Origin of the sequence: Leisingera sp. M523 (assembly GCF_025141335.1) — a bacterium.
Classification (GTDB): Bacteria; Pseudomonadota; Alphaproteobacteria; order Rhodobacterales; family Rhodobacteraceae; genus Leisingera.
Genome location: NZ_CP081036.1, coordinates 3,292,789 through 3,316,740, shown reverse-complemented (window position 1 = coordinate 3,316,740; position 23,952 = coordinate 3,292,789). Strand labels below are relative to the sequence as shown.

24 protein-coding genes and 1 riboswitch are annotated in these 23,952 nt (G+C 61.6%); of the genes, 20 read left to right on the top strand and 4 right to left on the bottom strand.

The window, feature by feature from the left end; genetic code table 11:
* Nucleotides 1-37 precede the first annotated feature (37 nt).
* The 6 genes from K3557_RS16370 to K3557_RS16345 all read left to right on the top strand — a co-directional run bounded on the left by K3557_RS16370 (nucleotide 38) and on the right by K3557_RS16345 (nucleotide 5,369).
* The gene (locus tag K3557_RS16370) at nucleotides 38-1,144 is read left to right on the top strand and encodes an FAD-binding protein (protein ID WP_259995076.1); all 1,107 of its coding nucleotides are present in this window, start codon (nucleotides 38-40) and stop codon (nucleotides 1,142-1,144) included.
* Between the two features lie 4 nt (nucleotides 1,145-1,148).
* On the top strand, nucleotides 1,149-2,471 hold the full coding sequence (gene glcF, locus K3557_RS16365) for a glycolate oxidase subunit GlcF (protein WP_259995073.1): 1,323 nt from the start codon (nucleotides 1,149-1,151) through the stop codon (nucleotides 2,469-2,471).
* Nucleotides 2,472-2,621: 150 nt separating this feature from the next.
* Nucleotides 2,622-3,380, top strand: coding sequence for a serine protease (locus K3557_RS16360; RefSeq protein ID WP_259992538.1), 759 nt, complete (start codon nucleotides 2,622-2,624; stop codon nucleotides 3,378-3,380).
* Nucleotides 3,377-4,192 carry a serine protease gene (locus K3557_RS16355; RefSeq protein WP_259995071.1) on the top strand — a complete coding sequence of 272 codons (816 nt, stop codon included), beginning with the start codon at nucleotides 3,377-3,379 and terminating at the stop codon, nucleotides 4,190-4,192. Before K3557_RS16360 ends, K3557_RS16355 begins: the two co-directional genes overlap by 4 nt.
* Before the next feature lie 133 nt (nucleotides 4,193-4,325).
* Nucleotides 4,326-4,790 carry an Hsp20 family protein gene (locus K3557_RS16350; RefSeq protein ID WP_259989493.1) on the top strand — a complete coding sequence of 155 codons (465 nt, stop codon included), beginning with the start codon at nucleotides 4,326-4,328 and terminating at the stop codon, nucleotides 4,788-4,790.
* Between the two features lie 180 nt (nucleotides 4,791-4,970).
* Nucleotides 4,971-5,369, top strand: a complete 399-nt coding sequence (locus tag K3557_RS16345; RefSeq protein WP_259989495.1) for a globin domain-containing protein — start codon at nucleotides 4,971-4,973, stop codon at nucleotides 5,367-5,369.
* 39 nt (nucleotides 5,370-5,408) lie between these two features.
* On the opposite strand, the gene K3557_RS16340 is transcribed toward K3557_RS16345, so the two are convergent.
* Nucleotides 5,409-6,881 (bottom strand): NAD-dependent succinate-semialdehyde dehydrogenase, encoded by a 1,473-nt coding sequence (locus tag K3557_RS16340; protein ID WP_259995069.1) that lies wholly within the window; start codon nucleotides 6,879-6,881, stop codon nucleotides 5,409-5,411.
* Between the two features lie 196 nt (nucleotides 6,882-7,077).
* Between K3557_RS16340 and K3557_RS16335 the strand changes: the two genes are divergently transcribed.
* On the top strand, nucleotides 7,078-7,863 hold the full coding sequence (locus K3557_RS16335; RefSeq protein ID WP_259995067.1) for an alpha/beta hydrolase: 786 nt from the start codon (nucleotides 7,078-7,080) through the stop codon (nucleotides 7,861-7,863).
* Nucleotides 7,864-8,057: 194 nt separating this feature from the next.
* Entirely contained in the window at nucleotides 8,058-9,266 is a 1,209-nt protein-coding gene (locus tag K3557_RS16330; RefSeq protein ID WP_259995065.1) for an aminopeptidase P family protein, read from the top strand.
* 108 nt (nucleotides 9,267-9,374) lie between these two features.
* On the opposite strand, the gene K3557_RS16325 is transcribed toward K3557_RS16330, so the two are convergent.
* Complete coding sequence (locus tag K3557_RS16325; protein ID WP_259995062.1) at nucleotides 9,375-9,863, bottom strand: heme-binding protein; 489 nt, start codon at nucleotides 9,861-9,863, stop codon at nucleotides 9,375-9,377.
* Between the two features lie 86 nt (nucleotides 9,864-9,949).
* Between K3557_RS16325 and K3557_RS16320 the strand changes: the two genes are divergently transcribed.
* The 10 genes from K3557_RS16320 to K3557_RS16275 all read left to right on the top strand — a co-directional run bounded on the left by K3557_RS16320 (nucleotide 9,950) and on the right by K3557_RS16275 (nucleotide 19,886).
* A complete protein-coding gene (locus K3557_RS16320) occupies nucleotides 9,950-10,585 on the top strand; it encodes a Crp/Fnr family transcriptional regulator (protein ID WP_259995059.1) in 636 nt (211 codons plus the stop codon).
* 232 nt (nucleotides 10,586-10,817) lie between these two features.
* Nucleotides 10,818-11,558 (top strand): phosphatidylcholine/phosphatidylserine synthase, encoded by a 741-nt coding sequence (locus K3557_RS16315; protein ID WP_259992539.1) that lies wholly within the window; start codon nucleotides 10,818-10,820, stop codon nucleotides 11,556-11,558.
* A 25-nt stretch (nucleotides 11,559-11,583) separates the two neighbouring features.
* A complete protein-coding gene (locus K3557_RS16310; RefSeq protein WP_259989505.1) occupies nucleotides 11,584-12,207 on the top strand; it encodes a class I SAM-dependent methyltransferase in 624 nt (207 codons plus the stop codon).
* A 171-nt stretch (nucleotides 12,208-12,378) separates the two neighbouring features.
* Nucleotides 12,379-13,461 (top strand): hypothetical protein, encoded by a 1,083-nt coding sequence (locus K3557_RS16305; RefSeq protein ID WP_259995057.1) that lies wholly within the window; start codon nucleotides 12,379-12,381, stop codon nucleotides 13,459-13,461.
* 2 nt (nucleotides 13,462-13,463) lie between these two features.
* Nucleotides 13,464-13,682, top strand: a complete 219-nt coding sequence (locus K3557_RS16300) for a hypothetical protein (protein ID WP_259995055.1) — start codon at nucleotides 13,464-13,466, stop codon at nucleotides 13,680-13,682.
* A 195-nt stretch (nucleotides 13,683-13,877) separates the two neighbouring features.
* Entirely contained in the window at nucleotides 13,878-14,999 is a 1,122-nt protein-coding gene (locus tag K3557_RS16295) for a hypothetical protein (RefSeq protein WP_259995053.1), read from the top strand.
* Between the two features lie 103 nt (nucleotides 15,000-15,102).
* A complete protein-coding gene (locus tag K3557_RS16290) occupies nucleotides 15,103-17,037 on the top strand; it encodes an ATP-binding protein (protein ID WP_259995051.1) in 1,935 nt (644 codons plus the stop codon).
* A gap of 565 nt (nucleotides 17,038-17,602) precedes the next feature.
* Complete coding sequence (locus tag K3557_RS16285; protein ID WP_259995049.1) at nucleotides 17,603-18,964, top strand: DUF6638 family protein; 1,362 nt, start codon at nucleotides 17,603-17,605, stop codon at nucleotides 18,962-18,964.
* Complete coding sequence (locus tag K3557_RS16280) at nucleotides 18,965-19,231, top strand: hypothetical protein (protein WP_129372131.1); 267 nt, start codon at nucleotides 18,965-18,967, stop codon at nucleotides 19,229-19,231. It begins immediately after the preceding gene.
* 10 nt (nucleotides 19,232-19,241) lie between these two features.
* Entirely contained in the window at nucleotides 19,242-19,886 is a 645-nt protein-coding gene (locus K3557_RS16275; RefSeq protein WP_129372130.1) for a DUF1523 family protein, read from the top strand.
* A gap of 73 nt (nucleotides 19,887-19,959) precedes the next feature.
* Here the strand turns inward: K3557_RS16275 and K3557_RS16270 are convergent, their stop codons facing one another.
* Both K3557_RS16270 and K3557_RS16265 read right to left on the bottom strand, forming a co-directional pair.
* Nucleotides 19,960-20,499, bottom strand: coding sequence for a TetR/AcrR family transcriptional regulator (locus K3557_RS16270; protein WP_259995046.1), 540 nt, complete (start codon nucleotides 20,497-20,499; stop codon nucleotides 19,960-19,962).
* Nucleotides 20,500-20,514: 15 nt separating this feature from the next.
* Nucleotides 20,515-21,051 carry a dihydrofolate reductase family protein gene (locus tag K3557_RS16265; RefSeq protein ID WP_259995044.1) on the bottom strand — a complete coding sequence of 179 codons (537 nt, stop codon included), beginning with the start codon at nucleotides 21,049-21,051 and terminating at the stop codon, nucleotides 20,515-20,517.
* A gap of 271 nt (nucleotides 21,052-21,322) precedes the next feature.
* A riboswitch (cobalamin riboswitch) is annotated at nucleotides 21,323-21,522 on the top strand.
* Nucleotides 21,523-21,626: 104 nt separating this feature from the next.
* On the opposite strand from K3557_RS16265, the gene K3557_RS16260 reads away from it, so the two are divergent.
* Both K3557_RS16260 and K3557_RS16255 read left to right on the top strand, forming a co-directional pair.
* Entirely contained in the window at nucleotides 21,627-22,862 is a 1,236-nt protein-coding gene (locus K3557_RS16260; protein ID WP_259999660.1) for an SRPBCC family protein, read from the top strand.
* Nucleotides 22,863-22,866: 4 nt separating this feature from the next.
* A complete protein-coding gene (locus K3557_RS16255; RefSeq protein ID WP_259995042.1) occupies nucleotides 22,867-23,952 on the top strand; it encodes a hybrid-cluster NAD(P)-dependent oxidoreductase in 1,086 nt (361 codons plus the stop codon).

Genomic DNA, 23,952 nt, shown 5'->3' with positions numbered 1-23,952 from the left:
GGGGCTTTGCCCCAAACCCCAGAGTACTTTTGGAAAGATGAAAATGCTGACACCTCAGAGCGAGGCCGAACTGGCCGAAATGCTAGCGGAAGCAAGCGGACCGCTGTGCATCCAGGGCGGCGGCACCCGCGGGCTGGCCATTGACGGCGAAGGGCTGAGTACCAGAGGCCTGTCCGGAGTGGAGCTTTATGAGCCCGGCGCGCTGACACTTGTGGTCAGGGCGGGCACGCCGGTGGCTGAGGTTGAGGCATTGCTGGCCGCAGAAAATCAGCAGCTGGCCTTTGAACCGATGGACCACCGCGGGCTGCTGGGCACCGAGGGCGAACCTACCATTGGCGGGGTGATCGCCGCAGGCGTCTCCGGTCCCCGCCGTATCCAGGCGGGGGCGGCGCGCGATCACCTCTTGGGGGTGCGCTTTGTGGATGGCTCCGGCAAGGTGGTGAAGAACGGCGGCCGGGTGATGAAGAATGTGACCGGCTATGATCTGGTCAAACTGATGTGCGGCGCCCATGGCACCCTGGGGGTCCTGAGCGAAGTGTCGCTGAAGGTTCTGCCGCGGGCGGAGGCATGTGCGACGGTTGCCATTGAAGGCGCTGATCTGGCAGATGCAGTGGCGGCGATGTCCGCGGCCCTGGGGTCCCCCTATGACGTGACCGGAGCGGCCTATGATCCAGAGAAGCAGACTGCCTTTGTCAGGGTCGAGGGGTTTGCGGACTCAGCGGCCTACCGGTGCCGCAAGCTGGTTTCGGAATTGGGTGGCTTTGGCAATCCTAGGATCGAAGACGAGGACGCCGGCCTGTGGCAAGGCATCCGCGATGCCGCGGGTTTTCACGGACGGGCAGGCGACGTTTGGCGGATTTCGGTGAAACCCTCCGATGCCGTTGCGCTGGCGCCGCGGCTGCAGGCCGAGGCGCTGCAGTTCGACTGGGGCGGCGGGCTGATCTGGGCACTGGTGCCTGCGGGCACCGATCTGCGCGCGCGCATCAGTGTGCCGGGCCATGCCACGCTGGTGCGGGCCGGCGCGGACACCCGTAAGCGGCTTGGCGTGTTCCAGCCGCAGCCCGGCCCCCTCGCGGCAATCTCCGAGGGGCTGCGGCGCCAGTTCGACCCGAAGGGAATCCTCAACCCCGGACTGATGGGATAAGCACATGCAGACCACCTTTACCGAGGCGCAGTTGCAGGACCCGGGCACCCGGCGCGCCAACGAGATCCTGCGCTCTTGTGTGCATTGCGGCTTTTGCACGGCGACCTGCCCGACATATCAGGTGCTGGGTGATGAGCTCGACAGCCCGCGGGGCCGCATTTACCTGATCAAAGACATGCTGGAGAACGCGCGGGTGCCGGACGAAAAGACGGTCAAGCACATCGACCGCTGCCTGTCCTGCCTGGCCTGCATGACGACCTGTCCCTCGGGCGTGCATTACATGCATCTGATCGACCACGCCCGCGCCTATATCGAAAAACACTATGACCGCCCTTGGAGCGATCGCGCCCTGCGCTGGCTGCTGGCCCGGATCCTGCCCTATCCGGGCCGGTTCCGCCTGGCGCTGTTTGGCGCGAAACTGGCCAAACCCTTGAAGGGGCTGATGCCGGACGCGCGGCTGCGGGCGATGCTGGATATGGCGCCGGGGGTAATCCCGCCGGTCAGCCGCAACGACGATCCGCAAAGCTTTGCCCCTGCCGCGCCGCAGAAGAAACGCGTGGCGCTGATGACCGGCTGCGCGCAAAAGGCGCTGAACACTGATATCAACGACGCCACCATCCGGCTGCTGACCCGGCTGGGCTGCGAGGTGGTGGTGGCCAAAGGCGCGGGCTGCTGCGGGGCGCTGACACACCACATGGGGCGCGAGGATGAAAGCCACGCCACGGCGGCAAAAAACATCCGCGCCTGGACGGCCGAGATGGACGGCCAGGGGCTGGACGCCATCGTGATAAACACCTCCGGCTGCGGCACCACGGTCAAGGACTACGGCCATATGTTCCGCAATGATCCGCTGGCCGCGGATGCTGCGCGGGTGTCGGACCGCACCATGGATATCTCTGAACTCCTGATGCAGCTGGAGTTCCCTGAGGGTGCGGACAAGGGGCTGACCGTCGCCTACCACGCCGCCTGTTCGCTGCAGCATGGCCAGCAGATCAAGACCCACCCCAAAACGCTCTTGAGGCGCGCAGGGTTCACGGTGGTGGAACCTGCCGACAGCCATCTGTGCTGCGGATCGGCGGGCACTTACAACCTGATGCAGCCGGAGATTTCCACCGAACTGAAGGCCCGCAAGGTCAAGACACTGGAAGCCAAGCAGCCCGATCTGATCGCCGCAGGCAATATCGGCTGCATGATGCAGATCGGCTCCGGCACAGAACTGCCTATCGTGCACACGGTGGAACTGCTGGACTGGGCCACTGGCGGTCCGCAGCCTCCTGCGCTGACCGCCTCTGGCAAACCTGCGCCGGACGTGCCGATCCTGCGTTAAAGCGCGCAAAAGGAATCGGGCTGCATATACTGCGCATTTGCCCTAATTTTGCCTGAACGGACCCGTAATCTCCCAACTGGCGGATAAGAGGAGAGACATGTGAGGCAATGGATTCTGGCGGTTCTGGCAGCCGTGCTGCCGGCGGCGGCGATGGCGCAGGACAGCCTTTTGCAGCGGATGGACACAATGGATGCGGGCCGCAAATGGGAAGCGGTCGGGCGTCTTGATGTGAACGGCGAGGGGTTTTGCACCGGTGCGCTGATTGCGCCGGATCTGGTGCTGACCGCGGCCCATTGCCTCTATGACAGCCAGACCAAGGCGCGCATTGACCCTGCCACCATCGAATTCCTGGCCGGCTGGCGCAACGGGCGCGCCTCGGCTTACCGCAGCGTGCGGCGGGCGGTTGAACATCCCTCCTATGTCTATGACGGCGAACTGTCGACCGACCGGGTCCGCAACGACATTGCCCTGCTGCAATTGCAGCGCCCGATCCGCAACACCACCGTGACACCCTTTGAAACCGACGAACGCCCGCGCAAGGGGGCCAGCATCGGTGTGGTGTCTTATGCGCATGACCGGTCCGAGGCGCCGTCCCTGCAAGAGGTCTGCGCGGTGATGGCGCGCCAGCAGGGCGTGCTGGTGATGTCCTGCGACGTCGATTTCGGCTCCTCCGGGGCGCCGGTGTTCTCTTTCGAGGACGGCACCCCGCGGATTGTCTCGGTGATCTCCGCCAAGGCCGAAGTCAGCGGCGAGCGGGTCTCGCTTGGGTCTGCCCTGGCCGAGGAACTGACCCTGCTGCAGGCGCAGCTGACGGGTGTGAACACCCGTGGCCGCCTGCCGCCAGGCGTGGGCCGGGTGAAGGTGGGGGAGGGGCGCAGCTCTTCCGGTGCGAAGTTCATCCGGCAATGATGTTCCGCGCATTGATACTGGCCGTTGCCACCCTGGCGTACGCAGGCAGCGCAACGGCCCAGAACACCGGTCTGCGGCGGCTGACTGACCGCGATGACCTGCTGGGCTGGGAGGCCGTTGGACGGCTTGAGCTGAACGGCCAGGGCTTTTGCACCGGCACGCTGATCGCACCGGAACTGGTGCTGACCGCAGCCCATTGTGTCTATGACCGCAACAGGAATTTGCGTGCGGCGGAGCAGATCACCTTCCGCGCGGGTTTGCGCGACGGGACAGCTATAGCCGAACGCCGGGGGCTGCAGATTGCCGCGCATCCGGGGTTCAACCCGCGGGGACGGCTTGATCTGGATAACATTCGTCACGACGTGGCGCTGATCCGGATAGCCGAGCCGGTGCTCAGCGGTCAGGCAGATGCTTTTGCGCTGCACTCGGGACGCGAATACGGCAGCGATATCTCCGTCACATCTTACGGGCGGGGCCGCGCCGAGGCGTTGTCGCGGCAACGCCAGTGCAACCTGATGGGGGAAAGCGGTGACGTTCTGATGATCGACTGCAATGTCACCTTCGGATCCTCCGGGGCGCCAGTGTTTTCCCAGGTGGGCGGGCGCGGGCGCATCCTGGCGCTGGTGTCCGGCGGCGGCAATTACCGCGGCAAGCAGGTCGCCTTTGGCATGAAACTGCCGCAGCGGGTGGCAGAGCTGAAGGCGCAGCTGCGCCGCAATCCGGTGGCCGCACCGGACCGGCGGATCAAACGCATCCGGGTTGGCGGCGGCGCATCGGCGGGTGGTGCAAAATTTGTCAGCGTGGGGGACTGATCCGCCTCTTGAAGCCGCATTTTGCGTTCTTATCTCAGGTCTATCCGGGCAGCCGCTGATTGGGGCCCGGAAAAGACCAGCCTGTCCCCGCGGGGAAGGCGCCCTGAAATCGCTCATGTATGAGGATGACACTATGCGTACGTTTGATTTTGCACCGCTGCACCGCGCCACCATCGGTTTCGACCAGATCGCCAGCCTGATGGACCGCGCCCTTAGCGCGGATGCCGCCCAGTCCAGCTACCCGCCCTATAACATCGAAAAGACCGACGCCGACAGCTATCGCATTTCGATCGCAGTTGCCGGTTTTGCCGATGACGATCTGAACGTCGAGGTTAAGGAAAACGCGCTGGTGGTGACCGCCAAAAAGGCCGAGGACAGCGACGGCCGCAGCTTCCTGCACCGGGGCATTGCCACCCGCGCCTTTGAACGCCGCTTCACCCTGGCCGACCACGTTCGCGTGACTGGTGCCAGCCATGAAAACGGCATGCTGCATATCGATCTGCACCGCGAGGTGCCCGAGGCGCTGAAACCGCGCCGGATCGAAATCTCCTCCTCCCGCCCGAACCGTGCCGAGATCGAGGCCACTGCGGTCAACTGATCCTGCGATCAAGGTTCGAGTGCTTCAGCCCCCTGGTTCTGCCAGGGGGTTTTTTCGTTTCACCGGGTTGTCCCCGCGGGGACAGTTGCGGGTTATGGTTGCGGGCGTAAATGTTTCTTTAGGTATTGGAAGGCAAGATCGGAGGCAGAGTAATTGGTGCCGCAGCGCAAAGGCGGATTGATGAACCCTCAGGAAGTCCAGCATGTTCAGCAAAGCTTTGCCGGGATCTTTGCCCGCAAGGCGGATCTGGCTGAGCGTTTTTATGTGCATCTGTTCACCCGCCTGCCAGAGGCACGCGGCATGTTCCGGGGGAATTTCGTAAAACAGAAAGCGATGCTGACAGCGATGATTGCCGCCTGCGTGCGCAATCTGGACGATCCGCGCACATTGGAAGACCTGGGCGGGCAACTGCTCCAGGCCCATGCCCATCTGCAGCTTGGCACGCAGGAGACCGAGGCGGCAAAGCGGGCGCTGATTGCCGCTTTGCGCGATGTTTTAGGCCCGGCGCTGGACACAGAGACGGAAACCGCCTGGGCCAGCGCCATCAGCCAGGTGGCCGGGACGATGACCCGGCACTGAGACCTGGCACTGACCCTCCTGCAACAGTCCGGTGGCGGATCAGACCGCCATGCAGATGTATTTCATCTCCAGATAATCCTCGATGCCGTGGTGGCTGCCTTCGCGTCCCAGGCCCGATTGCTTGACGCCCCCGAACGGGGCCACCTCGGTGGAGATGATGCCGGTGTTCACACCCACAATCCCGTATTCCAGCGCCTCGGCGACCTTGTACACGCGGCTGAGATCCTTGGCATAGAAATAGGATGCCAGGCCAAAGATGGTGTCATTGGCCATCGCGATCACCTCGTCCTCATCCTCGAACTTGAACAGCGGCGCGAGGGGGCCGAAAGTCTCATCCTTGGCAAAGGCCATGTCCGGGGTTGCGCCCTTGACGATGGTCGGCTGGAAGAAACTGCCGCCCAGTTCCGACGGGTTGCCGCCCAGGATCACTTCGCCGCCTTTCGAGGTTGCGTCAGCAATATGCTCCTGCACCTTGTCGACCGCTTCCATGTTGATCAGCGGGCCGAAGTGGATGCCGTCGTTAAGGCCGTCACCAACGTTCATCTTCTCGACCGCAGCTTTCAGCTTCTCCGCAAAGGCATCGTAAACGCCGGCCTGCACATAGATCCGGTTGGCGCAGACGCAGGTTTGGCCGTTGTTGCGGAATTTGCACATGATGGCGCCCTCAACCGCGGCGTCGAGGTCAGCGTCGTCAAACACGATGAACGGCGCGTTGCCGCCCAGCTCCATCGAGCATTTCATCACCGTGTCGGCGGCCTGGCGCATCAGGATACGGCCCACCTCGGTCGAGCCGGTAAAGGTCAGCTTGCGCACGGCGTCGTTCTCGCAGAACTCCTTGCCAATTTCAGACGCGCGAGAGGAGGGCACGACGTTGAACACGCCCGCCGGAATGCCTGCGCGATCCGCCAGAACCGCCAGCACGGTGGCGGACAGCGGGGTTTCGGCGGCGGGGCGGGCGACAAAGGCACAGCCGGCCGCCAGCGCCGGACCTGCCTTGCGGGTGATCATCGCGTTGGGGAAGTTCCACGGCGTGATCGAGGCGGCCACACCGATCGGCTGCTTCAGCACGGTGATGCGTTTGTCGCGCTGATGGCCGGGGATGGTCTCGCCGTAGATCCGCTTGGCCTCTTCGGCGAAGAATTCAATGAACGACGCGCCATAGGCGATCTCGCCGCGGGATTCCGCCAGCGGCTTGCCCATCTCGGCGGTCAGGATCACCGCTAGGTCTTCCTGGTTTTCCATCATCAGGTCATACCACTTGCGCAAGCAGTTGGCGCGTTCCTTGCCGGTCCATTTGGCCCAGTCTTTTTGCGCGGCTTCGGCCTGGGCGATGGCGCCGGCCACCTGGGCGCGGCTGATATCGGCCATCCTGGCAATCACGTCGCCGCGGGCGGGGTTTTTCACGTCAAAGGTGCTTTCGCCCTCAGCGAATTGACCGCCGATATAGCCGCGGGTTTCCAGCAGGCTGGGATCTTTGAGCAGGGATTTCAGGTCTGTGGTTGCGTCGAGCATTGCGGGCCTCCCGGATGTTTTGTCGCTGGAATGCAAATCAGCTGTGCTTAAATAAGTCCAGAATCATCGATGAGTCCAGAATTTGATCAAATCCACCGCCACGCGGCGTGGCTGGAGTTTTTCAGACGGGCAATTTGACATGTGCTGTGGCAGACTGTCAGGTAGCCGCAAAGAATAAGAACAGGGGAGACCGGGCATGGAATTGGATGATGCCTATGCCAACGGGGCATATATCGAGAATGCGGACAGCTACCCGCCGCGCTGGGCGGCCTCGGCTGAGGATTTCCGCAACAGCCTGCATGAACGCGCCCGGCTGGACATTCCCTATGGCGAGGGCGCGCGGCAGCGGTTCGATCTGTTCCTGCCGGAGGGCACGCCCAAGGGCGTGTTTGTCTTTGTCCATGGCGGCTATTGGCTGGCCTTCGACAAAAGCACCTGGTCGCATCTGGCCCGCGGCGCGATGGCGCATGGCTGGGCGGTGGCGATGCCGTCGTATGATCTGTGCCCCGAGGTGCGGATAGCGGATATCACCCGGCAGGTTGCGGCGGCGGTGACCAGGATTGCTGCTGAGGTTGCGGGGCCGATTGCGCTGGCCGGCCATTCGGCGGGCGGCCATTTGGTGGCGCGGATGCTGGACCGCGCGCTGCTGCCGGCAGATGTGGGTGCGCGGATCAAGACGGTGATACCGATTTCGCCGCTGTCGGATTTGCGCCCCTTGCTGCGCACCACGATGAACCAGAAATTTCAGATGGATTCCGCGGCTGCAATTGCCGAAAGCCCGGTGGACATGCAGGACCGCTACCCCGCAGACGTGACGGTCTGGGTTGGCGGCGAGGAACGCCCGGCGTTTCTGGATCAGGCAATCTGGCTGGTGGAGGCCTGGGAGGCCGATCACGTGATCGCCTTTGGCAAGCATCATTTCAATGTGATCGAGCCGCTGGCGGACCCGGAAAGCGATCTGGTGATGCTGATCGTGAATTGACCGCAGCTCGGTGGGCGAACTCGTCCACCCTACGGGCGCCCCCCTCCAAAAAACTCTTGCCAGAATCCCGTTTCCGCCGCATCTTCTGCGCAAGGGCCAGGCGATGGCGTCGCCGCATGGAATACATGCCGCCCCCAGCATTCAAAAACCGTCCTGAACGCCGGGACCTTTCTTGTAAGAAGGAAGGGTCTGATATGACTTCACGTCCTGAAATGTACCGTTTTCACAATGGTGAAAAAGCACCGCTGCAATTTGCCGTCTCCGAGTATGAGGCGCGCATTGCCGGCCTGCGCAAGATCATGACTGAGACTGGCGTAACTGCCGCTGTCTTCACCTCGATGCACAACATCTCGTATTATTCGGGCTTCACCTACTGCGCCTTTGGCCGCCCTTATGGCATGGTGGTGACCGCATCCGAGGCCGTGACCATCTCGGCCGGCATCGACGCGGGCCAGCCCTGGCGCCGGTCGTTCTGCGACAACATCACCTATACCGATTGGCAGCGCGACAACTTCTGGCGTGCAATCAAGTCGGTCAGCGGTGCGGGCGCGGTTGTCGGTTTTGAAAGCGATCACCTGACCCTGATGCAGAAGGCCAAACTGGAGAGCTTCCTGGAGCCGTCCAGCCTGGTTGATCTGTACCACCCCACCATGGTTCAGCGGATGGGTAAATCGGCTGCGGAACTGGACATGATCCGCGCGGGTGCCGCTGTCGCTGACGTCGGCGGCTTTGCAATCCGCGATGCGGTCAAAGAAGGCGCGCGCGAGATTGATGTGGCGATGGCCGGCCGCGATGCGATGGAACTGGAGATTGCCAAGCGGTTTCCGGATGCCGAATACCGTGACAGCTGGGTCTGGTTCCAGTCCGGCATCAACACCGACGGCGCCCATAACCCGGTGACGGGGCGTACCCTGCAGCGCGGCGATATCCTGTCGCTGAACACCTTCCCGATGATCTCGGGCTATTACACCGCGCTGGAACGGACCATGTTCGTGAAGGAAGTGGACGCCGAAAGCTTGCGGATCTGGGAGGCCAATGTGGCAGCGCATGAGCTGGGCATCTCGCTGCTGAAGCCGGGCGCAAGCTGTGCGGAAATCACCCATCAGATCAACGCCTTCTTTGAAGAGCAGGATCTGCTGCAATACCGCACCTTCGGCTATGGCCACTCCTTTGGTGTGCTGTCCCACTACTATGGCCGCGAGGCCGGGCTGGAGCTGCGCGAGGACATCGATACGGTGCTGGAACCGGGCATGGTGATCTCGATGGAGCCGATGCTGACCATCGCTGACGGCCAGCCAGGTGCCGGCGGCTACCGTGAGCACGACATCCTGATCATCCATGAAGACGGCAATGAGAACATCACCAAATACCCCTATGGGCCGGAGTTCAACGTCGTCGGCTGAGGCAGGCTGATAGCGAAAAAGCAGGGGGTGCCATGCGTGCACCCCCTGTGTACCGGTCAGGCACCTGCGGGGTTGAGCCAGACTGGTTGCAGGTCTGGAAGCAGGCCGTCAGCCGTTCTTGCTGTTCAGAACCTTTGCGATTGCGGATTCACCGCAGGCCTCTTCAATGTTCGGGTCTGGCGCACCCGAAAGACCGATTGCGCCGATCAACGTGCCCTCGTGGAACAGCGGCAGACCTCCGGTTAGCAGCAGGATGTCGTCTTCCATTTTTCCCAGCTGGCTGTATCCGTCCGCCTGGGGTGCCATATTAAGAACAGATGTTGATACCTTCAGGGACGCGGCCGTATAGGCCTTCCGGAAGCTGGTATGAATGGTGTTTGCACCAGTGCCTTCTCCCCGGAAGAAATAGAGCAGCCGGCCTTGGTCATTCACGACAGAGACCGATACTGCCGTCTCTTGTGCACGGCAATCTGCAAGCGCCTCTTTGGCGACCGCTTCGGCAATTTCGGTTGTCAGAGCCGGGCGGTTCGGAATTTCGACCGCTGAGGCAGTAGCGGCCGCGAGCAATCCGGCCGCAGCCGCGCCGAAGATTACCATTTTCATCTTTTGGACTCCCTTGTAGCAAATGCTGCGGAGACTACGTGTAGGGCCGGAATGAAAAGACAATCTGGATTGTTTTCCCGATGAAAAATGTGAACTTCCGGAATTGGCTTGACCATTGCTCTGACGAAACCAGGCAAGCGGTGCATGGCAAGGCACGGGGGAGGTGCATCCCCAAAGGAGGCTTGGTTCACGAAATCGCAGATTCGGCGCAGGAATTGTACTTTATTGAAACTGGCGCGGTACGGTTCGGGGCGACACATGAGGGCGGCAAAGAGCTGATCGTCCGTGATCTTGATGCGGGGGACTGGTTTGGTTTCATCGGATGCCTTGGGTCCGGTCAGAGGCCGAATGCGGCCTATACGGTAACGGAGACCCGGTTGCAGGTGGTCGACTGGAAAGACATCGAGGAAATAGGTCAGGCAGATCCAAGTCTATGGCAGGCGATTGCAGCTGTCCTGGCTGGGCTTGCTGGTCATTTTTATAAGAATTACGAGAATACGGTTTTTCTCTCGCTGGAACAAAGACTGAAAACCACGCTGCAACAGATTTCCATTTGGCAGAACTCGCGAAAGCTGCAAATCAGCCAGGAAGAACTGGCTGCCATCTTGGGCGTGACCAAAGAAGCTGTGGGCCTTCATCTGAACGGCTTGAAGGCCAAAGGCCAAGTGCAGCTGGGATACAGGAGCATTCACTTGCTGGAGAAGACTGGACCTTAGCCGGATGGCGGCGCGTCAGGCTAACGCCGGCATATAGTAAGACCGGCAGACGCCGGGCGCCTGAATGAAAAGAGTGTTGGCTTGGTCTTCCGGCAAGTGGCCTTCTGGCACGGACGTTGCGCCGGGGCGGGTCTTGGGGCATATGTTCCGCCACGGCATCGCCAGCCTATATGTTACCCTCTTGCAGACGGCGCACGCACGTGCGCCCCGCGAGGAAGAAAGAGCCACCGCCATGTATGACGCCCCGGAAAAAAAGAAATCCGAATTTGCGCTGATCCAGCTGATGCCGAACATGATGACCATTGGCGCCATCTGTGCCGGCCTGACGGCGATTCGCTTTGCGGTGTTTGGAAATTACACCCTGGCGGTGATGATGATCATCCTCGCTGCGATTCTGGACGGGCTGGACGGGCGGCTTGCCCGCGCCTTGCACAGCGAAAGCAAGATGGGCGCCGAACTGGATTCGCTGGCGGATTTTCTGAACTTCGGCGTGGCGACACCGCTGGTGATCTATTTCTGGGCCTTGCAGGACGTGCGCGGCGCCGGGTGGATTTCGGTGCTGGTGTTTTCGGTCTGCTGCGTGGTGCGGCTGGCGCGGTTCAATGTCAGCACCAAGTCCGAGGAGGCGCCAAAGGGGCGCAGCGGCTATTTCGACGGCATCCCGTCGCCTGCCGGCGCGTTGCTGGCATTGCTGCCGATGTTTGTCGCCTTTGCCTTTGACGGCAAGGTCGTGCTGCCGGAGCTGCTGATCTGCCTGCATATGGTGGTGATCGGATTGGCAATGATCAGCCACATTCAGACCTGGTCGCCAAAGGCGGTTAAAATCTCCCGCGAGAATGTTAAGTATCTGCTTGTCGGCTTTGCCTTCATGGCTGCGGCATTACTGACCTATGCATGGACCGTGCTGGTTGTGCTATGCCTTGGCTACGTAGTGATGGTGATTTGGGGGCTGGTTTCAAAGCCAAAGGACTAGCCCATGACGTCCGGGGAGGGACGAATTGGATATCAAGGCAGTTGAAGAATCTTACGCGCGCTGGGCGCCGGTCTATGACAAGACTTTTGGCGCGGTGACGCGCTCGGGCCGCCGCCGCGCGGCCCGCTACATCAACACCCGTCAGGGCAGCGTGCTGGAGGTTGGCGTCGGCACCGGGCTGTCGCTGAAGCATTACGCACCGCATCTGCAGGTGACTGGCATCGATTTCAGCCATGATATGCTGAAGAAGGCGCAAAGAAAGGTGCAGGAACTGGGCCTGAACCAGGTCAAGGAGCTGCGCCAGATGGATGCGCGCAGCTTGGATTTTCCGGACAATTCCTTTGACACCGTGGCTGCAATGCATGTGCTGTCCGTAGTGCCGGATCCGGACCAGGTGATGCGCGAGATAACGCGCATTCTGAAACCCGGTGGCGAGGTGGTGATCACGAACCACTTCAAAAGCGGCAAAGGGGTGCGGGCGTCGCTGGAGAAACTCTCGGCGCCGCTGGCCAATGTGATCGGCTGGCATTCGGATTTTGCGCTGGAGACGGTGCTGCAGGAGGACCGGCTGAGCATCAAGCAGCAAGAAAGCATTCCGCCCTTCGGGATGATGACTTTTCTGGTTTTGGGCAAGCAGCAAACCATGTGAAACGGCACAATTCAGCGAAGCGGCCCCGGAGTGTTCTCCGGGGCTTTTCTTTGTGCGGCCTCTCTGCAACAGTGCGTCTGAACCGGGTGGAATTGCACCACCCCAGGGGATGTAAATCGTCTTTACATCCCTATATCCAGATCAAGTATTTCAGGGGAAGGAACGGATACTATGAGTGTTTCCCAATTTGAGAAGATGGTGGCGGAGAGCCAGGAGAAAGTCCGGGAGTCCCAGGCCAAGATCGGGGCGCTGACCTCACGCATTGAGACCGCGCGCAGCAAGATCGAGGCGGGCGAGGATGCCAGCATCGACATCGAGAACGCGACGCTGGAGGATGTGCACGCCCACACCGACGTGATGAACGCCAACATCGCCGAGCTGATCATGGGGCTGGACGATGTGACGGCGGCGTTCTCGAAAGATTTTGACGAGATGCGGGGCAAGACCGGCTGGGAAAGCTTTGTCGGTTTTTTCAGCCGCGGTAAATCAGACTCGATGCGCCAGGAACGGATGCGCACCGCCAGTATCGACGACAAGCTGCAGGACCTGATTGCCAAATCCGACGTGATCGTGAAGCTGCTGGAGGGCCAGCTGGCCACCCTGGAAGAGCAGCGTGAGAAGGTGCAGGCGAACCTGACGGCGACGCTGGACGACCGCGAATTCACGGTGCAGGAGCTGGAAGCGGTGCGCGCCGGGATTGTGGCGCTGGACCCGGAGATCATTGCGCTGGAGAACAAGATCGCGGTTGAGCAGGACGCCGCCGCGCGTACCAAGCTGGAGACTGAGTTGGCGGATCTGAATGCGAAGTATAACGCGATGGTGCAGGACGAGCAGGTCAAGCTTGCCAAGTCCCAGACGCTGGAGCGCTATATCGAGAAGGGCAAGACCTGGGTCGACTCGTTGCAGAACCAGGCGGCGACGCAGATGGTGCTGATCAACAAGCTGCAGACGGACACGGCGCAGCGGGTTGTGCTGTATGATGCGCTGACCAAATCGCTGAAAACCGCACAGCAGCAGGATGTGGCGCACCGGATCAACGAGATCGGCGTGCAGACCGACAAGGAAGCCCAGACCGCAATGGCGGCGATCGGCACAGCGACCAACCAGAAGATGGCCGACATGCTGGAAAGCCATGAGGACAACATGGTGTTTGCCCGCGACGTGCTGGAGAAAAAGGCCAAGGCGGATGAACGCTTTGCCCGCCGGTTTGCGGCGATTGTCGAGAAGCACGACAAGAACCTGTATGGGGGGTGAAGATGCGGATTCCATTACTTCAAAACCCCAAAAACTGGCGTGATTGGTGGTTAGATCTTTGCGGCGCCGCATTATGCGTGTTGTTGCTTGCGGTTTATACCGAGCTTTCAAAAGCCATATTATTCTCTGCCGCGGCGGGTAGCATGATCGGCACGGCACTTCATTTGCGATCGCGTTTGAAGAAAGCTCAAAGTGAGAATCCCGTTGAGGGGGCTGGCTGAGTTTTCCGCGCCGAGAAATAACTGGGAAAGCCGGAGCAGTATGTCGCCACTGAATTTGAAGACCAACAGAGGACGGCTCCCGGCCGCGGGTGGGCGCGTAGCGCCCGCCGTTTTGCCGGAGGCAAACCTGCGGTTTGACGGGGGCGGCCTGGCGCTGTCCGCGCCGCAAGCGGTACGTCCGGAAAGGGCATGCGCATGACTGATCCCTCGCACAATCACGCCGGCCTCAGTTATACCTTCGCCTCGCGCCGCTACTTCAAGAAGTTCGACACCATCATCCGGCACCTGACCCGGGTGGCGGCGGCGATGCAGGCGGAGGGGCAGCTCAGCAAGTCCGACGTGAAGGTGCTGACCGGTTACTTGACGCGGCTCAATTTCACCTTCCGCGCTCTTTCCATGAAATACCTGATGGCGGGGCGGGACACCGGGCGGTTCTTTGGCAGCCTGGCGATGGACAAGCGCGATAGCGGCTTTCCGGTCGCGGCGGAGCTGATGACCATGGCCAACGACGCCCAGCAGGCGGAGCGGCATCTGGGTAATATGGCCAGCGAAGAACAGCTGAAGGACGACATGGTGCGCACCATCATCGCTGACCGCACGGTGCCGTCAAAGCTGCAATTCGCCCTGTCGCAACGGCTCTATTATCAGGAGCTTCTGAAGGGGCAGCTGTTCTGGACCCAGAACGACCCGGAATGCGAATGGCTGGAAAACATCGGCGAGCGGCGCCGGCGCTTCCTGCTGCATTGGGCCGCCTATGACAGTCAGGTGAACCTGCCGGTGATCTACCTGATGGAGCTGGAAGACAGCGGCAAAGTGGCCTTGCCCAAAGATGAGCGCCGCTGGCCCGAGGTGCAGGCGCATCTGATGGCGCAGGCGCTGGCGGGCCTGAAGCTGGTGACCATTGCCAAGGGGTTTGACGAGGATTTCGACGATCTGCATCCCAAGCAACTGCGTCGCTATCACGTGGGGCCGATGTATTCCTCGGCCTATACCGAGCAGTCCGGTCCGTTGCACCAAGTGCTGGACGAGGCAGAGGCACCCGCGGGCCAGGACTGGGCGCTGGCCTGGACGCTGGAAGAGCTGGAAAGCGAAGAGGTGCGTGAGGAGCGCGCTGGCTGGTTCGGCACCGTGGAGCGGGAGACATTCGCGCTTGATCCCTTTGGCGGGCGTGGTGCGGATACCGGGGCGACACGCACCCAGCGCGCCATTATCCTGCCGCAGCGCCCGTTTCAGGTGCTGGCAGAGCTGGACCCGCCTGGGTTTGGCGATGTGCAGAAGTTCGTGGTGAGCGAGGCAGGGCAGGTGCTGCGGTATTGAGCTGCGTGCCTGCCGAGCGCGCGGGAGCCTCCGGCGGGGATATTTTAGGCAAGAGGAAAAGCGGGGTGAATTATGCCCGCAGGAGTCGGATCGAGAGGGTGAGATGAGCATTTCAGGCAATCAGATGGAGTTGCGGGAAGAGGATATCCGCAAGCATTACGCCGCTGCGGCGGCGCTGCTGGAGGGGTTTGATCACACCCCGCGGATTGCCAGGCCGGCCGTGGAGAGAAAGGCGCCGGAGCGCTCGGCGGGGATTGGCACGCGGCGGCGGTTCCGCTCGACCACGCCGGGGCTGGTGACGCGCTCCACCGCGCGGCCCGAAGGCGTGCATCTGATCGCCCGTATCGAGGCCGCGGATGAGGATGATCCGCTGACCACGCCGCTGCAGGCGACCTTGCAGCACGCCCTGCGGCGGGCCCTGGCGATCTCATTGGCGATGGGGGAGGCTTATGCGGATGTGTCCGGTCTGGGTGAATTGAAGCGGGCCAATCTAGCCGGGTCTTTGGATGCGGCCCGCAAAGGTGAGTTTACCGATTTGCTGGCGGCGGAGGCGCTGGTGTCGGCGCATGTCTTTGCCAATGCCGCGGCGTTTTTGCTGGCGCCGCACGGGTCCGAAGCGCAGGCTGAGGTGGGCGAGGCGGAGGAGCTGCTGACTGATAATGCGCCGCTTGCCTTGCATGGGGTGCTGTGGGAGCTGGATCAGAAGCTGGCGCTGTATGCCCCCGACGATGCGCATCTGATCGCTGCCACCGCAGCTTATGCCGAGCAGCTGCTGGAGAAGGCGGCGCTCAGGGCGCAGAATGCAGGCCGGCTGGAAGCCTTCACGTCTGCTGCCTGGCGGGTGGAGGCGGATGATCTGACCATCAGCGGCTTTGACGCCGCGGCCAAGGCGAAATCCACCACCCTCACCATGGCGTTCAAGAAGCCGCATGAGGTGGTCGGCAACCATATCGCCAAATATCAGGCCCTGCGGCTGTCGAAGATGCTGGTGGCCTATGATTTCGACCGCCGATTGAACCCGTTTGCCGAGATGGGCGGGTTTATCTTTACCTTCATGGGCGATGGCAAGCCAGGCACCGGCAAGACGACGCTGATCCAGATGATGGCGGGGCTGATGCATGATTATTGTCAGAATGCGGGCTACGCCTTTCGTTACCAGAACTTCGGCATCGACAATATCGACAGCTATCAGGGCAAATCAGGCCAGAACGCCAAGAGCTTTATCCAGAACGTGATCGACCCCGGTGTCATCGGCTTTGGCACCATCGACGACATCGACCAGATCGCAGGGAAACGCGGCGACCGTCAGTCCAGCGCCGGTCAGCAGGAGGTGACGGCGGTGTTCATGGAGGCCTTTGCCGGCGCCAATACCGTGGTGCGCGGCAATTGCACCTTTGGCATGTTCTCCAACTATCCGGAGAATGTGGACGACGCGCTGCGCCAGCGGGCGGGTGCGCGGTTCCTGGTCGACGGGCCGCAGACGCGGGAAGATTACATCGACATCCTGACGCTCTTGATGGGCAAGAACCATGCGATCCCGCTGGGGGAGCATGATCTGTACGGTGCGCAGGAAATCAGGAAGGCCGTCGCGCGGTCCTTCGAGGCCTACAACCGCCCGCAGGAGCCGGGGCTGGCAGAGGTCTTTGGCCGGGTGCAGGATCAGCTTGGCGCGCTGGATGATCTGGCCAAGCTCGGCACCTATCTGAAGGCGATCCAAGCGGCGGACGAACGCTTCACTGGCCGCGCCATCAAGAACATCACTGATGCGGTCAAGGTCCGGGCGATGGATTTCGAGCTGCCGGATGAATGGATGGAGAAACCGGAGCTGTTCCTGTTCAAGGATTACGAGACCAAATCCGCGATGATTGCAGACCTGCGGGTGCCGATCACCGTCGATATGGTGGTGCAGGAGATCAACCGCTACGCCGACTCTGAGTTCCGCTATGCCGACAAGTCGGATGAGGTGGCGATTGAAAACATGGTGCGCGATTTCGGGCGGCAGGAAGAGGCAAAGCGGCGGTATCTGGAGGGGAAGTGATCTGTGGGGGTCGCGCTTTTATACATTGCAATTGGGGTGACCTTCTTGGCAGCTCTCTTTACCCTTCCAGCCGCGTGGATCAACGGCGACAGAGTGGGGAATATGGAGACAGTTTGGTGGCGGGCAGCAGGCCTGACGCTCTTGCCGACCGTGATCATCTGCCTTGGCGCCTATGGAGTGGCCGGAGCCGTAATTTTACCTGATTGGTCCCCTGATCCAGTTAGTGTCCTTGAGTTTGCTCAATTCGCAGTGGCTGGCCTGGCTGCCTCTGGCGTTGTGCTGGTTCCACTGTCAGCGCTTGTTTTTGCTGCGGCTTGGTTCCTGGGCAGACGATCATTCACCCGTGCACGGGTGCAGGAGGAAACCTGATGACTGAGTGGCAAAACAGCAGGGCAGAGCCTGTCCGCGGGCGGAAGCGGAGCGCCCGCCCGTTTTGCCGGAGGCAAACCTTCGGTTTGACGGGGCGGATGGGCGCTGCCCGAGCCGCAAGCGCCTCGGGCGAGGGATATTCGCAACTGCTCTGGAAGGGAGTGCATCGCTTACGTGATGCGGACAGGAGGAACATATGAAACGCCTCATCCAGCATGGCCTGATGTTTGGCAATCTCTTCCATGTGGCCTCGCCGGCGCTGGTGGAGCGCTACAACCGCGCGCTGAAGCATCTGACCGGCAAGACCACGGACCTCACGGATTTCCACGTCGATATCTCGGGCTACTCCCCTGAAGTGGGCGATGAGCTGGGGGATGATCACTATCTGAACCATGCGGGCGTGAACCGGCAGTTCATCCTGCTGAGCACCGAGCAGAAACGCTGCCCGCTCTTGCATGTGAAATTCTCCACCAGCCGGGACATTCTGCGCCGGTTTATCGAGGTCAATGAACGCCAGCTGTTTGCGCTGACGGCGACCGATGCCGTTGCCGGCGAACTGGTGAATTCGGTGTTTGAGGTCTCGACCCCAGCCAGGCTGTTCGACATCCAGCAGGTGCGGATCGAGGCAGATACGACCAAGGGCACCTTGCGCCATGCGGACCACCTGGCGCAGCTGGTGGAACGGTTCAAGACCCATGAGGATGCCTGGTTTGATGATACGCTGATCGGGGAGATGATCGCGACGGCGGAGCAGACCGGCGATGTCACCCGCAATCCGGTGCATCTGGAGCATGAGGTGTTTGAGCAGTCGAACTTCTGGACCGCGCATTTCGGCGGGTTGTATGTGTTTCAGGGTGTCGCGCATCCGGCGGTGATTGCCAGCGGGGCAAAGCCCGAGGGCGTGCCGCTTACCCATGTGTTCGATCTGAGCGAGCGCAATGCGATTGCCAAGTTTCTGGAGCTGAATGGTTTGGCCGAGCCGGTGATCCGGTCGCGCGGCGTCGATGGCGCGGCGATCCTGCGGCAAAAGATGGGGTTCCTGGCCGTCAGCGTGCTGACCGGGAAGGGCCGGGACCTCACTGGCCTGTCGCGCGGTGACCTGCGGCGGATGGCGGCGCGGCATGCGGATGAGCTGCCGGCGGAGTTCGAGGGGCTTGCGGCGCTGGTGCGCTGGGCCGAGGGGGGCGGCAAATGGCCGAAGATCCGCTCGGACCATCCGGCCTACTTCTATTCCTTGCGGGCGTCGGACACTGCCCAGCGGGACTTGGTGAATATGCTGCTGGCGGAGCTGTGCCCGCATGACTTCCGCCAGATGTTCATCTGCCACAAAGAAGAATTCTACCGCCAGTACCGGGGCTGGCCGGAGACGAAAAAGGCCTATGCGGCAGAGTTTCTGGCGCGGGAGTATGCGGTGGACAAGGCCGGCGCGCGCGCTGCGTTGTTCGGGCATGAGCCGGATATGGAAGGACGCACGCCCAGCCTGCCGCGAGTGCGGCGCAAGGGGATGGTTTACCGGGTCGGCCCCTGGGGCGCGGTCAGCCGGGTGAGGGACTGCTGAATGTTCGGGTTTTTTCGCCTGATCCTGATCCTGCTGGTGGTGCTGACCGTAGCCTATGGCACGGTGTCGCTTTATTCGCGTGAGGTGCGGCGGGCGAAACTGAAACGCCGCTGGAAAGAGAAGGGGTTGACCGGCGACCGCTCCGCCTTCATCCAGCGGGGGCTGAAACAATACGACCGCTCGTTCCGGCGCAAGCTGATCTTGCTGGTCTATATCATTCCGCTAGGGGCGCTGGCGTTTCTGGTCTATGTCATTAACTTCATGTGAGGTGCAGCAGATGCGTTTCATCAAATGGGCTTTCCTGATTACCATCTGGGTGCTGTTCGGCGCCTTCCTGCATTACACGCTGCCGCAGTACGATGTGGTGCGCATCGTCAATACCTATGAGGAGCGGCAGGAGCTGAACGACTGGACGAGGGTTTTCTGGTCGCAGCCGGATGACCAGTCGGCGGAGCTGATCAACCGCGATGTGCAGTTCATCCAGGCGGTGCGCCCCAATGGCCGCAATATCGTGTACCGGAATGAGGATACCGGCTGGAATTGGCCGCCTTATTTCAAGTTCGATACCGCCAATCTGTATACTGATGCCAATGACAGCATCTCAACCAAGGCGAACCCGGAGTGGGTAGCGGTGATGCACTACGGCTGGCGCAATGAATTCCTGTCGGTCTTCCCCAACGCGGTGACGATCAACCCGGTTGCGGGACCGGAGGACAAGCCAACCAACTGGTTCACGATCATTGTTCTGGTGCTTCTGGCGGCGGTGTTCTGGGCCGTCTATGTGCGCTGGCGCCGCTTCCGCCGGGCGCGGATCGACCCGATGGTCGAAAATGTCGAAGACAGCCTGTATGCCGCGGGCGATGCGCTTGCCGAGCGCAGGGGGCGGTTCCGGCGCTGGCTGGACAGCTGGAAGTCGAAGTGACGAGAGGGGCCGCGGGCCGGGCGGCTCTGAAATATGCAAACGGATGCGCGGGCCCGTTCGGGCCCGCATTTTTTTACTCGATACGGTCGAGCACCCAGTCCAGCGCCGGGGTGAAATCGCCAGCCGAAAGCGCCCCGCGTGGTGCCGCGGCGGCAGCAAAGGCGAAGCCGTGTGTGTAATCCACCAGCAGGCAAAGAATGGTGCGGGCCTCTGCGCCAGATACGCCTGCGGCGGTGATTTCCGCCTCGATCAGCCGGGTCAGCCCGGTCAGGGAGGGGCCGATCAGGGCCGGATTTTCCAGGATGCACTTTGCAAGTTCCGGATGCTTGGTCACTTGGGCGCAATAGCGGGTCATCAGATCGCGCAGCCGCAGTTTGGGCGTTGCCGCTTCAGACGGGGTGTCTGAACCTGCAAACGCAATGGCGACGAGGGATGCAATCATCTCGTCCTTGGTTCCGGCGTGATGGGCAACGGCCATCGGGGTGACGCCAAGCGCCTCTGCCAGTGCTTTGAAGGTGAGGGCCTTGCTGCCGCCCTCATCGAGCAGCTGCAGGGCCGTTTTCAGCACATCATCCTTGCTGAGGGTCCGGCTGCCCCTGGGCGGGCGGCCCATGCGCGGGGGCATCGGTCAGGCTACCCGGAACGTGGTCTGGACCATGCCGGTGGGCAGGATGCGGGAGCTTGCCACCTGGAGGTCGATGTCCCGGTCCAGGCTGCCGAACAGCGGAATGCCGCTGCCGATCAGAATCGGGACCGTTGTGATGGTCAGATCGGTGATCAGCCCCTGGCGCAGGAAGGACTGCACCATCCGTCCGCCGTCGATATAGGCGCGGGTCCAGCCCTCTTCTTGCAGCTCCTGCATAAGGTCTGCGGGTGCGGCGGTGCTGAGGCGCACCTTGTCCTTCAGCTTCTCGGGAATGTCCTGTTCGGTCAGGCTGTTGCTGAGGACCACAACAGGTTTGCTGTAGGGCCATTGGCCGAACCCGAGCAGGGTGCGGAACGATCCGGTTCCCATGACCAGCCCGTAGACGCTGTCCATGAAGGCGGCAAAGCCGCCATCGTCATCTTCGGCAACAGGCTGTTTGTGCAGCCAATCCAGCGAATGGTCCTGGCGGGCCACAAAGCCGTCGAGGCTGGTGGCGATGAAGACGTGGCCGGTGGTCATCGGATTCTCCTGTGCACGCATTTAATTATACGAAATATAATTAAGTGCACGCCGCGTTCCAAGGGGCCGGCGCAAGATTCACTGCGTGCGAATCGATTCGGTGGATCAGCAGCGGGTAACCGCATGAAAGATAAGCGCTTGCCGCAAACGGGCTGGCGGATGCCGGTTTGAGTTTCTGGACATCCCTGTCCCGCCCGGCTCGGCAAACATGCATGTCTTTTTCCGGTTTTTGCGGGTCGGTTTTGTTTCCGATGGCGGGAAATTTTTCAGGCAATACCGCAGATAGCAAGGTGCCGCCCCTTGGGGCGGAGAATTGGGAAGCTGGTGAAACTCCGGCACTGCCCCCGCAACGGTGACCCCGGGCAAGGCATGGCAATGACCACTGAAGCAAGCGCTTCGGGAAGGTGCCAGGCCCCGCCGCCGAATGGCCCCGGGACAGTCCGGAAACCAGCCTTGCCATGAAAACGTCAACCGCGGACGGCGGCGGGGCGGTTGCGGCGCGTGTCCGCAATCCCTTTGCCTATGCCTGCGACCAAGCCAACACGCCGCGGGGATGCGGCAGAGGAGAGAAGCAGATGCTTCACGACAGCGAAATTCTGGCCAAGCTGATGGCGCGGCAGAAAAACTATTCTCTGGAACAGGCGTTCTATACCGATCCGGGTGTTCTGGACCTGGACCTGCGGCAGATCTTCTACCGCGAGTGGCTGTTTGCCATTCCCGCCTGCGAAGTGCCGAAACCGGGCAACTATGTGACCCATCAGGTGGGGTCGTATAACGTCATCATCGTGCGTGGCACTGATGGCGAAGTGCGTGCTTTCCACAACGCCTGCCGCCACCGCGGTTCGGTTGTGTGCAAGGCGAAGAAAGGCAATTCGCCCAAGCTGGTCTGCCCCTACCACCAGTGGACCTACGAGCTGGACGGCAAACTGCTGTGGGCGCGGGACATGGGGCCGGATTTCGATGCCTCCAAACACGGGCTGAAGCCGGTGCATTGCCGCGACCTGGCCGGGCTGATCTACATCTGCCTGGCGGATGAAGCGCCGGATTTTAACGGTTTTGCCGAGGTGGCCCGCCCCTATCTGGAGCCGCATGATCTGGGCAATGCCAAGGTGGCCTTTGAAAGCTCGATCATTGAGAACGGCAACTGGAAGCTGGTCTGGGAAAACAACCGCGAGTGCTACCACTGCGGCGGCAACCACCCGTCGCTGTGCCGGACCTTCCCCGAGGATCCGTCGGTGACAGGCGTTGAGGGCGGCGAGACCCCGCCGCATCTGCAAAAGCACTTTGACCGGATCGAAGCGGCAGGCTGCCCGGCGCAGTTCCGCATGGATGCGCGCGGCCAGCACCGGCTGGCACGGATGCCGCTGAACGAAGGCGCTGAAAGCTACACCATGGACGGCAAGGCGGCAGTGGCCAAGCCGCTGGGCCGGGTGCCCTTTGCGGATGCCGGCACGCTGCTGAAGTTCCATTATCCGACCACCTGGAACCACTTCCTGCCGGATCATTCCCTTGTGTTCCGTGTCACTCCGATCAGCCCGACCGAGACCGAAGTCACCACCAAATGGCTGGTGCACAAGGATGCGGTTGAGGGCCAGGACTATGACATCAAGCGCCTGACCGAGGTCTGGATGGCGACCAATGACGAGGACCGCATCGTGGTCGAGGACAACCAGCAAGGCATCAACTCCCCCGCCTATGAACCCGGCCCCTATTCCGAAGTGCAGGAAAGCGGCGTCATTCAGTTCTCCAACTGGTATGCCGAGCATCTGACCCGCGCGCTGACCGGCCGCCATCTGATTGCGGCGGAGTAAGATCATGGGATTGCAGGCCAATTTTGAGACATTGGACGAAACCCTGGCGTGGAAGGATGACGAGATGCTGGAATGCGTCTCGGTTGTTCCGGAAGCTCCGAACACCGCCACCTTCAGCTTCCGCGCGCCGTCCGGCGCGTGGTTTAAATACCAGCCGGGCCAGTTCCTGACACTGGAACTGCCGGTGCCGGAAGGGACCGTCTGGCGCACCTACACCATCAGCTCGTCGCCCTCGCGGCCATTGTCGATCTCGGTAACGGTCAAGGCCCAGGGCGACAGCATCGGCACCCGCTGGATGCTGGACCATCTGCGCCCCGGCAGGATCCTGCGCGCCTCTGGCCCGGCAGGGGTGTTCACCCTGCCAAAGCGCCCGAATGGCAAGTTTCTGTTCATCTCCGCAGGCTCGGGCATCACGCCCAGCCTGTCGATGACACAGTATCTGTTCGACCGCGGCCAGTCGCCCGACATCTGCTTTATCAACTGCGCCAAACGCCCCAGCGAGATCATCGCCCGTCAGCAGCTGGAAAGCATGGCGTCGCGGCTGCCGGGGTTGAAGCTGAACCTGGTGGTGGAAGAGGACGATCCCTATCAGGTCTGGACCGGCTACCGCGGCCAGCTGAACCAGATCATGCTGGGCCTTATCGCGCAGGATTATCTGGAGCGCGAGGTCTACTGCTGCGGGCCGGAACCCTTCATGCAGGCGGTGCGCGACATGCTGAACGGCCTGGGCTTTGACATGGAGAACTACAATCAGGAGAGCTTTGGCGCGCCGGTTGAAACAGCCGCTGATGTGCCCGAGATCGACGATGTGGTGCCGGAGGAAACTGCTGCCGCCGAGATCAGCTTTGCGGCGTCCGGTGTTATGGCAACCTGCACCGAAACAGATACGGTGCTGGCGGTGGCCAAGGCTTCGGGGCTGAACATCCCGTCGGGCTGCACCTTTGGCATCTGCGGCACCTGCAAGGTCAAGAAAACCGCAGGCGAGGTGCATATGGTCCACAACGGCGGCATTTCAGAGGAAGACGTGGAGGCCGGTTACATCCTGGCCTGCTGCTCCAACCCGATTGGCCGGGTTGAGGTCGATATCTGA

Coding starts and splice junctions, on each gene's coding strand:
- K3557_RS16350 (WP_259989493.1), top strand. CDS start 4,326: ATGCGTACGTTTGATTTTGCACCGCTGCACCGCGCCACCATCGGTTTC.
- K3557_RS16345 (WP_259989495.1), top strand. CDS start 4,971: ATGAACCCTCAGGAAGTCCAGCATGTTCAGCAAAGCTTTGCCGGGATC.
- K3557_RS16275 (WP_129372130.1), top strand. CDS start 19,242: ATGCGTTTCATCAAATGGGCTTTCCTGATTACCATCTGGGTGCTGTTC.
- K3557_RS16305 (WP_259995057.1), top strand. CDS start 12,379: ATGAGTGTTTCCCAATTTGAGAAGATGGTGGCGGAGAGCCAGGAGAAA.
- K3557_RS16335 (WP_259995067.1), top strand. CDS start 7,078: ATGGAATTGGATGATGCCTATGCCAACGGGGCATATATCGAGAATGCG.
- K3557_RS16265 (WP_259995044.1), bottom strand. CDS start 21,051: ATGACCACCGGCCACGTCTTCATCGCCACCAGCCTCGACGGCTTTGTG.
- K3557_RS16300 (WP_259995055.1), top strand. CDS start 13,464: ATGCGGATTCCATTACTTCAAAACCCCAAAAACTGGCGTGATTGGTGG.
- K3557_RS16370 (WP_259995076.1), top strand. CDS start 38: ATGAAAATGCTGACACCTCAGAGCGAGGCCGAACTGGCCGAAATGCTA.
- K3557_RS16330 (WP_259995065.1), top strand. CDS start 8,058: ATGACTTCACGTCCTGAAATGTACCGTTTTCACAATGGTGAAAAAGCA.
- glcF (WP_259995073.1), top strand. CDS start 1,149: ATGCAGACCACCTTTACCGAGGCGCAGTTGCAGGACCCGGGCACCCGG.
- K3557_RS16355 (WP_259995071.1), top strand. CDS start 3,377: ATGATGTTCCGCGCATTGATACTGGCCGTTGCCACCCTGGCGTACGCA.
- K3557_RS16285 (WP_259995049.1), top strand. CDS start 17,603: ATGAAACGCCTCATCCAGCATGGCCTGATGTTTGGCAATCTCTTCCAT.
- K3557_RS16270 (WP_259995046.1), bottom strand. CDS start 20,499: ATGGGCCGCCCGCCCAGGGGCAGCCGGACCCTCAGCAAGGATGATGTG.
- K3557_RS16360 (WP_259992538.1), top strand. CDS start 2,622: ATGGCGCAGGACAGCCTTTTGCAGCGGATGGACACAATGGATGCGGGC.
- K3557_RS16295 (WP_259995053.1), top strand. CDS start 13,878: ATGACTGATCCCTCGCACAATCACGCCGGCCTCAGTTATACCTTCGCC.
- K3557_RS16320 (WP_259995059.1), top strand. CDS start 9,950: ATGAAAAATGTGAACTTCCGGAATTGGCTTGACCATTGCTCTGACGAA.
- K3557_RS16315 (WP_259992539.1), top strand. CDS start 10,818: ATGTATGACGCCCCGGAAAAAAAGAAATCCGAATTTGCGCTGATCCAG.
- K3557_RS16255 (WP_259995042.1), top strand. CDS start 22,867: ATGGGATTGCAGGCCAATTTTGAGACATTGGACGAAACCCTGGCGTGG.
- K3557_RS16340 (WP_259995069.1), bottom strand. CDS start 6,881: ATGCTCGACGCAACCACAGACCTGAAATCCCTGCTCAAAGATCCCAGC.
- K3557_RS16325 (WP_259995062.1), bottom strand. CDS start 9,863: ATGGTAATCTTCGGCGCGGCTGCGGCCGGATTGCTCGCGGCCGCTACT.
- K3557_RS16260 (WP_259999660.1), top strand. CDS start 21,627: ATGCTTCACGACAGCGAAATTCTGGCCAAGCTGATGGCGCGGCAGAAA.
- K3557_RS16290 (WP_259995051.1), top strand. CDS start 15,103: ATGAGCATTTCAGGCAATCAGATGGAGTTGCGGGAAGAGGATATCCGC.
- K3557_RS16280 (WP_129372131.1), top strand. CDS start 18,965: ATGTTCGGGTTTTTTCGCCTGATCCTGATCCTGCTGGTGGTGCTGACC.